The 11,570-nt window shown below is 33.4% G+C and carries 12 protein-coding genes and 1 pseudogene; 9 read left to right on the top strand and 4 right to left on the bottom strand.

All coding sequences use genetic code 11. From position 1 onward, the window contains the following. The first annotated feature begins 57 nt into the window (after nt 1-57). From BUB42_RS01975 to BUB42_RS01960, 4 genes and pseudogenes are all read left to right on the top strand, one after another. Complete coding sequence (locus BUB42_RS01975; protein ID WP_073016641.1) at nt 58-513, top strand: DinB family protein; 456 nt, start codon at nt 58-60, stop codon at nt 511-513. Between the two features lie 993 nt (nt 514-1,506). Then, a pseudogene (locus BUB42_RS01970) lies at nt 1,507-1,641 on the top strand (hypothetical protein); the annotation flags it as partial. A 171-nt stretch (nt 1,642-1,812) separates the two neighbouring features. Continuing rightward, nucleotides 1,813-2,034 carry a DUF2683 family protein gene (locus BUB42_RS01965; protein ID WP_073016639.1) on the top strand — a complete coding sequence of 74 codons (222 nt, stop codon included), beginning with the start codon at nt 1,813-1,815 and terminating at the stop codon, nt 2,032-2,034. Continuing rightward, entirely contained in the window at nt 2,024-2,356 is a 333-nt protein-coding gene (locus BUB42_RS01960; protein WP_073016637.1) for a type II toxin-antitoxin system RelE/ParE family toxin, read from the top strand. Before BUB42_RS01965 ends, BUB42_RS01960 begins: the two co-directional genes overlap by 11 nt. A gap of 308 nt (nt 2,357-2,664) precedes the next feature. Here the strand turns inward: BUB42_RS01960 and BUB42_RS01955 are convergent, their stop codons facing one another. Then, nucleotides 2,665-3,264, bottom strand: a complete 600-nt coding sequence (locus BUB42_RS01955) for an REP-associated tyrosine transposase (RefSeq protein ID WP_073016636.1) — start codon at nt 3,262-3,264, stop codon at nt 2,665-2,667. A gap of 468 nt (nt 3,265-3,732) precedes the next feature. On the opposite strand from BUB42_RS01955, the gene BUB42_RS01950 reads away from it, so the two are divergent. Further along, a complete protein-coding gene (locus BUB42_RS01950; protein ID WP_073016634.1) occupies nt 3,733-3,969 on the top strand; it encodes a hypothetical protein in 237 nt (78 codons plus the stop codon). Next, nucleotides 3,959-4,180: a type II toxin-antitoxin system RelE/ParE family toxin gene (locus BUB42_RS01945; protein WP_244533861.1), complete on the top strand. Its 222-nt coding sequence runs from the start codon at nt 3,959-3,961 to the stop codon at nt 4,178-4,180. Before BUB42_RS01950 ends, BUB42_RS01945 begins: the two co-directional genes overlap by 11 nt. Before the next feature lie 332 nt (nt 4,181-4,512). Here BUB42_RS01945 and BUB42_RS16660 read toward each other — a convergent pair whose 3' ends face one another. Both BUB42_RS16660 and BUB42_RS16655 read right to left on the bottom strand, forming a co-directional pair. Then, entirely contained in the window at nt 4,513-4,938 is a 426-nt protein-coding gene (locus BUB42_RS16660) for a DUF3298 and DUF4163 domain-containing protein (RefSeq protein ID WP_244533860.1), read from the bottom strand. Nucleotides 4,939-4,971: 33 nt separating this feature from the next. Next, the gene (locus tag BUB42_RS16655) at nt 4,972-5,256 is read right to left on the bottom strand and encodes a hypothetical protein (RefSeq protein WP_244533859.1); all 285 of its coding nucleotides are present in this window, start codon (nt 5,254-5,256) and stop codon (nt 4,972-4,974) included. Nucleotides 5,257-5,439: 183 nt separating this feature from the next. On the opposite strand from BUB42_RS16655, the gene BUB42_RS01935 reads away from it, so the two are divergent. Next, nucleotides 5,440-6,585, top strand: a complete 1,146-nt coding sequence (locus BUB42_RS01935; RefSeq protein WP_073016632.1) for a cystathionine gamma-synthase — start codon at nt 5,440-5,442, stop codon at nt 6,583-6,585. 68 nt (nt 6,586-6,653) lie between these two features. On the opposite strand, the gene BUB42_RS01930 is transcribed toward BUB42_RS01935, so the two are convergent. Beyond that, on the bottom strand, nt 6,654-7,454 hold the full coding sequence (locus BUB42_RS01930; protein WP_073016630.1) for a THC0290_0291 family protein: 801 nt from the start codon (nt 7,452-7,454) through the stop codon (nt 6,654-6,656). Between the two features lie 276 nt (nt 7,455-7,730). Between BUB42_RS01930 and gdhA the strand changes: the two genes are divergently transcribed. Both gdhA and porZ read left to right on the top strand, forming a co-directional pair. Beyond that, a complete protein-coding gene (gene gdhA / locus BUB42_RS01925; RefSeq protein ID WP_073016628.1) occupies nt 7,731-9,074 on the top strand; it encodes an NADP-specific glutamate dehydrogenase in 1,344 nt (447 codons plus the stop codon). 205 nt (nt 9,075-9,279) lie between these two features. Then, entirely contained in the window at nt 9,280-11,568 is a 2,289-nt protein-coding gene (gene porZ / locus BUB42_RS01920) for a type IX secretion system anionic LPS delivery protein PorZ (protein ID WP_073016627.1), read from the top strand. Nucleotides 11,569-11,570 lie beyond the last annotated feature (2 nt).

The following is an 11,570-nucleotide window of genomic DNA, read 5'->3' as shown; positions in this document are numbered from 1 at the left end:
AAAATTCATTTAGCAACGAAAATGATTATTTTTATTTAAAATTTCAAAATCAAAAAAATGAATTCAACATTTGACATCACGAGAACAAGCAGAAAAATTGCATCACAAATACTGCAGACCTATACATTAGATCAGTTAAATAAAATACCCGAAGGATTTAACAATAATATCATTTGGAATATTGGCCATATAATAGTTGTCCAGCAAATGTTGACCTACAATCTATCCGGTTTACCAATGATGATTTCAAATGCAATGGTAGAAAAATATAAAAAAGGAACTAAACCAGAGCATATTGTTCTCCAGAGTGAGTTAAAGGAAATGCAAACGTTACTGCTAGAAACAATTGACAAAACCGAAGCTGATTTTATTACTAAAACATTCAAAGATTTTCATGAATATCCTACATCAACAGGGTTTATATTGACAAGTGCCGCCGATGCAATGGCATTTAATTATTTTCATGAAGGACTTCACATCGGGATAATGATGAGTATTCGTAAGTTTATTTAGGAGCTTTTTCCCGCCATTTGTTTCAATCTCTAGACCAAAACCCTTTTTTTCTAAGTCATAAAAGGAGCTTCCTCTGGTCGTTCTTTTATGTCAAGAAAAAATAGAGTTTTGGTCAAGAGGATTTCCACTGCTGTCGCGGCTAGGGGATAGCCGTTGTGAGACGTTTTGTTTTACTATAAAATTTTTCCTAAACTTCTTAAATCAGATATAAAACCCTTTTTTTTCGTTCAAAAATACCGCTCCGCAAAGCCTATGACTGTAAGCAAGTGCTATTTAGTCTCAGACCGATGTAAAACACAAATATTAAAGTAGGATAAAAACCGAAAATCATTAAAGTAAAGTTTGGAAACTTTGCGTGGCAGGTACAATTAATCTAATTCAATTATAAATTCTATAGCTCAATATTGTCATTCTCACGAAGGAAGAATCTTAGTTAGTTGCTCTCATTATAGAGATTCCTCCTTTGTCGGATGATAAAATTAATCCGACGGTTTTAATATTTGTCAACCTTTAGCGAAATCAAATTCTCAAAGTTGAAAACTTTGTGGAGCGGGTGTCAGTTTAAAACTGAAAATCAAATTATCAAAGTTAACAACTATGTGGAGCAGGTTATTGCTGCTCGCGACGGCTGGGGATTCTTAAATTTATTGATTTGACTATTCATGATTTTAAAACTAAAAAAGACTATTCTTAATTAGCAGGCTTGTTGACTTATTAAAAAAAAATCAAGCACTTGCTTGTTTTTTTGTTTTTAATTGCCCTCGGTTGTGGGCACGAGCCAGAGTCATCGCGTTAGCCCAAAATTACTGGATGTTCGCGAAGGCTGGGAGTTTCTTATTTTATGGCGTTGCCTGTGTTGGCGGGCACAACCTGCACGCATGCGCTAGCTTTTACTGTCAATTACGCTCGCACAAGCTGGAGGAGTCGCGTTGCAAACGCTACGATTTGTTTTTACAAAGTAAGTAGGCACTCGTTACAAACGAGCACCAGTGGGATAGAAAAATTACCTATGCGCTAGCCGGTAGAAAAACATATATAAATCTTAAAATGAATAGCTTATCTTATTTTGAAATGATTGATAAATTGTACGAAGCAAGTAAAGCTGGTGTGAAAATTAAATTGCAACTTTGATAATCAGTGGTAACAAAATTGTCAATATAAAAAACCTTCTTGCGCTGCTTTTGCCCTGTGGCGTCATAAAGATATTTAATTTTGTTTTCTGTTCCAAAATTTATTTGCGTGAGCAGGTTTTTGTTTATTATCTTTGAATAAAATGTACGCACAATTAAATAATTGATTATGGCAACAGAAAATATATTTATTGCACATCCCAAAACTATTGAGCAAATCAACGCTTTAAAAGCTATTGTAAAAGCTTTCAAAATTGATTTTGAGGTAACTAAAAAAGAGGACGATAATGTGCCTATTCAAGAAATACAAAGTAGTTTAAATCAAGTCCAAGAAATGAGAACAGGCAAATTGCCTAAACAATCTGCTAAAGATTTTTTGAATGAGTTATAACATAATCCCAACTCCCGATTTTAAAAAATTCTTCAAAAAACTTTATAAAAAATACCCTTCACTGAAAGATAATTTAGGAGAACTTATCGAAAAATTGGAAGAGGATTACCAAACTGGGACATCTTTAGGAAGTAATCTTTTTAAAATAAGATTGGCTATTGAAAGTAAAAATAAAGGCAAATCTGCTGGAGCGAGAGTAATTTATTTCTTATTAGCTGATAATAACGAAATTTATCTTATTCATATTTTCGATAAAGGACAATTTGAAAATATCCCTAAACATATTTTACTGGAACTACTCAAAAACGCAGGGCTTTTGTAGTTTTTTTAAAAATGATAAAACAAAGCAATTTTGCACGGTTTTTTGTTGACTTGTTGCGCCTGAATTTGTTGGTGGGCATGGAATGCAAATCTGCGCTCGTTAGCGAGGTTTTTAGCGTATATCTGAGCAATCGGGAGTAATATGATTTTAAATTATAAAGATTATTAAAAAGACTATAACTATGCCAAAAAGAATTACTAAAGGCCCTGCGAAGTGTTCTTCATGACAAAATATTAATTCTTACTATTGCTGTGCGAATGTCTCCGACTTCGTACCCATGCCAATATTCCATTCTCACTTTATCAAACTCAATATTCATTATATTTAGTAAAATTATTCAAATTCAACACATCAACAATAGGAATATCTGCTTTTTCAATTTTTAATAATCCAGAATCTGAAACATAATTACTGGCGCTAGAATAAATATAATGGGATGCTTTCGCAACAATACCAGCGCGAACAGGATTGAGATGAATATAATCCAGTTTTGACCACATAAATTTGTTGCTGTAAATTTCTTCTGGATGATTGCCATACTGCCAAAACTGATAATTTTTGTTTCTAGAATGACCGTCGGTTGCTAATTTAAAACGCTCCAACATCCATTCTCTTCTACTCTCTGGATCTGATTTTATTTTTTCTAAAATTTTTGAAGCTGTGAATTTTTTAAAATCTCGAAGCAAACCAGATAAATCTCCATCGCCAGATTGCACAATCATGTGTATATGATTGCTCATAATGACATACCCATATAAAACCATAGCCTTATCTCTTATGCAGAAATCCAAGCATGCTACAACTACATCTCTGTAGCTTGTTCTTGTAAAAACATCAACCCAATCTACAACGGTTGTCGTTATGAAATGTGGTAAAGTTTGGTCTCTTATTTTGTAGCCATCTGACATCGCTTTTTTATCAAATATAACCGTTTTTTTATTATAATTAACTGCTTGTGTTTGTTGCTTATTCGAATGGGTGCGAAGTCAGAGACATTCGCACAGCAGTCTAGACTTTTAAGAACTTTTACTTTTTAAAGAACACTTCGTAGAGGTGGTGTTAAGAATTTTTCAAGAAGCGGTATTTCTGAAAAGCCGTTTTCTTACTTTTTGATCTGTTTTTTATAAATATAGGTGATTTGATTCAGAAATTATGTGGTGTAAATTGAGATTTTTTTTGTTTCAATATATGCAAACCACTCAAAAAAGTTTAAAGCAAATATTTATAATCAAAGTAAGAAATTATTACTTGTACTTTGTAATTAATGAAAAATGATTAAATTTGTTATTCACTAAATAAAACATTTTGTAAAACATACTTTGGTGATTTTATAACTTAAAAGAAAATTCAACAATTAGTGCTATAAAAAAATATAAATGGAAACTACATCTATTGCTTTACTGGTACAAAAACTTAAAAACGCTCCTCAAAGTGTTTTAGAACGTGTTATTGGTTATGTTGATGCGCTTGTAGAACCTACAACAAACTCCAAGCCTTATATCCTGTCTAAAAAACAACAACAAATTTTAGATAACCAACTCAACTCCGACAAAACTACTTATACTGATGCCGAAACCCTTTATACTGATCTAAAAAGCAAGTATGAATTATAAGATTGTCGTTTCGCCTATTGCTTCTAAAAATATTGAAGATGCGGTTGCATATTACATTGAAAAAACTACCAAAAAAGTAGCTCTTGATTTTTTAAAAGAGTACAGAAAAACATACAAGGGGTTACAATCAAACCCTTTTTACCAGTTTCACGATAACAATTATCGGTTTTTATCTTTTGATAAATTTCCGTATATCGTTTTTTTATTGTAGACGAACCAAGCAAAACCGTTTTCTTGAACGCTGTATTTCATACTTCACAAAATCCTGATAAATACCCTGTTAGATAACATAAAAAAACCGACCTATTGCCCAGTTTTTTTATGGTCTTTTTTTACCTGACTTTGTTTGTGGATACGAATTCAGAAACATTCGCACAGCAGTCCGTAGTTTTTAAGAACTATTATTTTAAAGAACACTTCGCGCAGCTGGAGCTTGGGGAATCTGTGTTAGTTGCTCTCATTATAGAGATTCCCCCTATGTCGCTTGATAAAATTAATCCGACGGTTTCCATATTTATCAGGATTTGGGAAACTCATATAAAACTATTTCAAATTCAAAAACTCATTCACTTCAGTGTAAGGAAATAGCATTTCCGTTGCTCCATCGGCATAGGAGGCAATTTCGTAAATATTGTAATAAAGAAGTAATCCTTTGTCAGTAAAGAAAATATTTTGTGGCAGTTGGAATTTTTCGTTCTCAAACATTAAACCGCCTGAATTAATCTCTTTATTAGCAGGAATTTTATATTTTTCTCTAAATTTTTTTTCTGCGAAAGCCTTAAAAAGGGCTTGATCTTTAAATAATTGATTAGTAGAAATCGATGTTCCAGTTTCAGGATTAAACAATAAAGAACGCAAACCATGATGACCATGAGCGCCGCCAGTGTAGGTGTGATGATCAATTTTTATATTCAATAAATTTCCGGATTGGTACGTCACACTTCCTTTAATATCGCCTTGCCAGCCCAATTTATCCTGAGGAAATTCTTTTTGTAATTGCTCCTAGGAATCGATAAATGATTTCAATAAACCATTATAATCTTTTGAAGTGTATGGCTTTTCGCCAAAGTAAATGATCTGCTTTAAAACTGAAAACACTTTTTTATTGATGCTATCTGCTACAATAGAAACTCCATTAGCAACTGGAATTTTTACTTTTATTTCAGGACAATTTTCAGTACATGGAAGAGTCGTTTTTCTTTGAAACGATTGGTCTTCAAATACCAATTCATTAGAACATTGCACCGTTGAAAAAAGAACCAAAATGTAAATTATAAAGTATTTCATTTAACAAATGTTAATTAAAAACAAAGGTAGTTTGTTGTTTCTTGCTTAGACAAAATTAAAAAGTAAATTTGCAAAACAATTTTGCTTCAAAAATTAAATTTTGAAATCGCCTGAAATAAAATAAGTACCAATAAATTAAATGGCGCTAGCATATTTGACTATTAAAAAATAAATTATACCGATATGAAATTTAATACCAAGGTTATTCACGGTGGGCAGCATCACGACCCAAGCACAGGAGCAGTTATGCCTCCGGTTTACCAAACATCAACATTTATACAAACAAGTCCTGGCCAACCATTAAATCCAGATTACGAATACAGTAGGGCTGCAAATCCTACTCGAACTGCTCTCGAAAATGCATTGGCTAGTATTGAAAATGGAACGCGCGGATTAGCTTTTTCCTCAGGATTAGCAGCAACTGATTGCGTTTTGCGTTCTTTCAAAGCTGGTGATGAAATCATTGCGATGGACGATTTATACGGTGGTACCTATAGAATGTTCACCCGCATTTATAAAGATTCAGGAATAAAATTCCATTTTGTTGATATGAATGATTTAGAAAAATTTAAATCATTAATCAATGAAAACACCAAATTGGTTTGGGTAGAAACGCCAACAAATCCGTTGATGAAATTGGCTGATATTCAGGAAATTGCTAAAATCACAAAAGAGAAAAAAATCCTTTTTGCGGTAGACAATACGTTTGCAACGCCCTATTTGCAAAAACCTTTAGATTTAGGAGCAGATATTGTAATGCACTCAGCGACAAAATATCTTGGTGGACATTCTGATGTTATAGCGGGAGCACTAATTGTAAAAGACGAGGCTCTTGGTGAACAATTGCATTTTCAGCAGTTTGCAACAGGTGCAACACTTGGACCAATGGACAGTTTCTTGGTTCTAAGAGGAATAAAAACGCTGCATTTACGAGTTCAAAGACATTGTGAAAATGGAGCGAAAGTTGTTGAATTTTTAAATAATCACCCTAAAGTTAAAACAGTTTATTATCCAGGATTACCAAGCCATCCGTATCATGAAATTGCAAAAAAGCAAATGAGCGGTTTTGGGGGAATGGTATCTTTTACTTTTGTTTCAGGTAAAAAAGAAGATGCAATTGACTTTCTAGAAAAAGTAAAAGTTTTTACACTTGCTGAATCATTAGGTGGAGTCGAATCATTAGCGAATCACCCAGCCTTGATGACGCATGCATCTATACCTGAAGAAAAACGAAAAGAAATAGGAATAACCGATGACTTAGTTCGATTAAGCGTAGGTATTGAAGATGCCGATGATTTAATTGAGGATTTAAAACAAGCATTAGCTTAAAATAAATAACAAAAAAACTCCAATTCTAAAATGTTCAGAATTGGAGTTTTTTTTATCAGAAAATTTTTCTATAAGTAGTAGATGTAACCTACACTAAACCAGATTAACCAGTCATTCGCTTTATTTTCTTTATATATTTCAGGATTAGGATTTAATCCATCAACCCAATTTGAGAAATAATATTGTAATTTCAAATCGACCATTAAATCGGCAGAATCGTTTAGTTTATAACGCGTCCCAACACTAGACACTAAAGACCATACCGTAGCGCTTTCTGTTGAAAATCCATGAGGTCGACCCTCAGATGGTGTTAAGTACTTTGGAAATGTTGTGGCTGGAGTTCCTAATGGACCAAGGGTTGAAGAAGCTTTTGCGCTGTAATAACTAATTTGACCTCCAAAACTAACAAATGGAGCAAAACTACCAATAACCGCTGAAAAGTCGCGAATACTTAAAGGGAAAAATTCAATTTGAGTACCTAAATTTGTTACAGTTGTGCTGCCTGACATGGCACGAAGTTGTTGTGCATCAAGAGAGATTTTACTGGGATCTACAAATTCGCCAAAATGATTCAATTTAGATGAAACAAAAGAGAGTTCTGATCTCAACTTAAAATGGTCATTAAAATAAGATCGGGAAGTATAATTATAATTGGAGTCAAATGTAAAATTCAAATAATGCACCAAACCAATACCTATTCCGGAGTTTCCAGCATTAGTAGAAAAATCATAGCGTTCTCCATAATCTGATTGGAAGGCCACGGGTCCTGCGATGATTCCTATTTCATGAGAAAAACCATCAAATTGAGCTTTCAAATTATTAGAAAAACCAATAAAAAGTAGCATGCAGGTTGTTATTTGTTTAATCATCAGATAGTAAAGTTGCAAATCTAGGCAAATATATAAAAACATCATTCATTAAAATAATTTTTTAAAAATAAAAAAATCATTTAAAATGTTATTTGGATAAGAAAATGTGCGCAGTTTCTTTAAAAAAATCGGTTTAAAACAGGTTTGTTTGTGAATTGTTACTAAAAAGATAATTCTATCGAGAAATTAAGGTGATTTAGTTCGATATTTTTATAAAAATGTATCTTTGGCGATTATTACGAAATCGTTTTCTTAAATTAATTATAAATAAAATTTATGTTACTAAAAATTAATGATTTTATGGCTCAAGTTGAAGCCAAAAATCCAAATGAACCTGAATTTATTCAAGCGGTAAGGGAGTTTGCAGAAACGGTCATTCCATTTATTGCAGAACAAAAAAAATACGATGGAAAAAACCTATTATTAAGAATTGTTGAACCAGAACGCTCTATCATATTTCGTGTTTCATGGGTTGACGATTTAGGTGAAATTCAGGTTAATAGAGGATTTAGAATACAAATGAATTCCGCAATTGGACCATACAAAGGAGGAATTCGTTTTCATAATACTGTAAATTTATCAGTATTGAAATTTTTAGCATTTGAGCAAGTATTTAAAAATAGTTTGACCACATTGCCTATGGGCGGTGGAAAAGGAGGATCTGATTTTGATCCACAAGGAAAATCAGATGGTGAAGTAATGCGTTTTTGCCAATCGTTCATGACCGAATTATGCAGACACATTGGACCACAGTTAGATGTTCCTGCAGGTGATATTGGCGTTGGAGCAAGAGAAATTGGTTATTTGTTTGGTCAATATAAAAGAATAAAAAATGAGTTTACAGGCGTTTTAACTGGTAAAGGACTTGCTTACGGTGGTTCATTAATTAGACCAGAAGCTACAGGTTACGGAGTTGTATATTTTGCTGAACAAATGTTAAAAACCATTGGTGAGAACATTAAAGGTAAAACGGTATCCGTTTCAGGATTTGGTAACGTGGCTTGGGGAGTTGCTTTGAAAGTAAACGATCTTGGTGGTAAAGTGGTAACCATTTCGGGTCCTGACGGATATATATATGATGAAGAAGGAATATCCGGAGAAAAGATTGACTTTATGCTAGAACTTAGAGCTAGAGGTGACAACAGAGCAGAAGCTTACTTAGAAAGATATCCAAATGCTGTTTTTCATAAAGGGAAAAGTGTTTGGGAAGTAAAAGTGGATGTTGCTATCCCTTGTGCTACTCAAAACGAATTAAATGAAGAAGACGCTAGGAATTTGATAGCAAATGGCGTAATATGTGTAACGGAAGCTGCAAATATGCCATGTACATTAGAAGCAATTAAGTTATTCTTACAAGCTAAAGTGCTTTTTGCACCAGGTAAAGCGGCAAACGCTGGAGGTGTGGCTGCATCCGGTCTAGAAATGACACAAAATTCAATTCGTTTAAACTGGACAAGTGAAGAGGTAGATTCTAGATTAAAAGAAATCATGGTAGGTATTCACAATCAATGCAAGCACTATGGTGCAGATGATCAAGGATATGTAAACTACGTAAAAGGTGCTAATATTGCTGGTTTTGTAAAAGTGGCTGATGCCATGATTGCACAAGGAGTGGTATAAATCTTTATAATATATAGTTTTCAAAAGCCTTCCGTCTTGTATTTGACGGAAGGCTTTTTCATTGGTAGTAAATTTTTTTTTAGTGCGTCCAATTTAAAACACTTTTTAACAAATTATATTTAAATGATGTTCGGGATTTCTTTAGATATGAAAATGCTAAGACTCTCGTTTGTTCTATATTTGTAAAATATTATCCTCCAAAATAATGAAAAAAGGCATTTTGTATTTTTTGTTTTTATCTTGTATACAAGTGAGTTTCGCTCAAAACAACTTATTGTGGCAGGGATATTTCTCTTATAACGAAATCAAAAGCCTTGCTCAATCTCCCACAGCTGTTTTTGCTGCATCTGAAAATGCTTTGTTTACTAAGGATTTATCAACAAACTTTATCAAGACAACAAATACTGTTGATGGACTTTCAGGACAAACTATTTCAGTAATTTATCACAGCGTTAAAAGTAATAAAACAATTATAGGTTACGAAAACGGATTAATTATAGTTATAAATGACGCAGATGGGACTGTGATCAATGTAGTCGATATTTTAAATAAAGAATTGCCTGCTGCAATTAAGAAAATTAATCATTTCCTAGAGTTTAACGGAATTATATATATATCCTGTGACTTTGGAATCGTACAATTTAATTTGGCTACTATGCAATTTGGAGACAGTTATTTTATTGGTGACAATGGAGCCGAAATTAAAATAAATCAAACAGCGCTATTTGATGGATTTATTTATGCTGTAACCGTAAATGGAATACGAAGAGCTAATATTACTAATCAAAATTTAATAGATTACCGGCAGTGGACAACAATTGCCGCAGGGAGCTGGTCTCACATAGCATCTTTTGGCCAAGATCTATATGCTATAAATAGTGCTGCAAATGTCAGTAGATTTAATGCGGGTTCAAGTTCTTTCGTAGGAATCATTCAATTGCCGCAGCCAGTGTTAGATAGTCGCGCTACTGCATCGAGTTTTATTGTTACAACATCTAATACTGTCAGTATTTATAATAGTCAAATGGCTTTGATCCGACAAATAGATGCTTCGCAAATTGCTGGTATTAGTCCAGCTTTTATGGCAGCCACTATAATAAATCAAACGGTTTTCATTGGTACAAAAGAAAATGGATTGATAACGACATCGCTGTCCTTTTCAACAACTTTTGATAATATAACACCCAGTGGACCTGCAAGGAATAATATATTTGGAATTACCACTTCATCAAAAGAACTATGGGCCGTTTACGGTGATTATGCTTCAAATTATAATCCTTATCCATTAGATAGTTATGGAATAAGTAAATTTGATGAAAAAGGCTGGTTTGAGATTCCTTACGAAAAACTTTTTGGAGCCAAATCACTAGCGAAAATCACAGTGAATCCTAACAACGAAAAACAAGTATACGCAAGTTCTTTTTTCTCGGGGTTACTAAAAATTGAAAATGAAGAACCCGCAATTTTATACAATCAAACAAATAGCGGTTTGGAATCTCTAACTTTTGGCGGTCCCACTTATATTGATATAAGGATCAACGGAACGGCATTTGACAAAGCAGGAAATCTTTGGGTTACAAACAGTTTAGTCAATAACGGATTAAAAGTGCTAAAAACCAATGGACAGTGGCAAAGTTTCGCAACTAGCACAATTGTAAAAGACGTATTGAGTAGTAATTTTAATACAATTGCAATTGATAAAAACGGAACTAAGTGGTTAGCATCAAGTCAAAACGGTGTTATAGCTTTCAACGAGAGTACAAATAAATTTAAAAATATTACTGAAGGAACTGATACAGGTAATTTACCTTTTCGGAATGTAAGAGCTGTGGCGGTTGATACAAGAAACCAGCTTTGGATAGGAACCACAAAGGGTTTGAGAATTTTATCCAATGTAAATAGTTACCAGTCCGACGATCAAATGACTACGAATCCTATAATTATAGTGGAAGATGATCTACCACAAGAGTTGCTTTTTGAACAATTTATCACAGACATAACTGTTGATGGAGCTAATAATAAGTGGATTGGCACAGCTGATTCAGGACTGTTTTTAGTGTCTCCAAATGGTCAAGAAACTAAATATCATTTTACAGTGAATAATTCGCCATTACCTAGTAACACAATCAATGATATTAGTATTAATAGCATAACGGGCGAAGTTTTTATTGCTACTAATAAAGGACTTGTTTCCTTTAAAGGAACAGCAACAGCTGCAAATGATAATTTGAACAATGTAATAGTTTATCCTAATCCAGTGCGTCCTGAATACGAAGGCGCCGTTAAAATAACAGGATTAATAGATAGAGCAAATATTAAAATTACTGATATTGGTGGAAATCTAGTTTATGAAACTACCTCCGAAGGTGGTACAATTGAATGGGACACAACCGCTTTTGGCAAATATAAAGTGGCATCTGGAGTGTATATGATTTTTGTTTCGGCACAAGACGGCGTGGAAACTAAGGTCAAAAAAGTGATGATTATCCGATAAAA

It is taken from the genome of Flavobacterium micromati (genome assembly GCF_900129585.1).
GTDB lineage: Bacteria > Bacteroidota > Bacteroidia > Flavobacteriales > Flavobacteriaceae > Flavobacterium > Flavobacterium micromati.
This window is presented reverse-complemented; position numbering and strand designations above follow the sequence as displayed.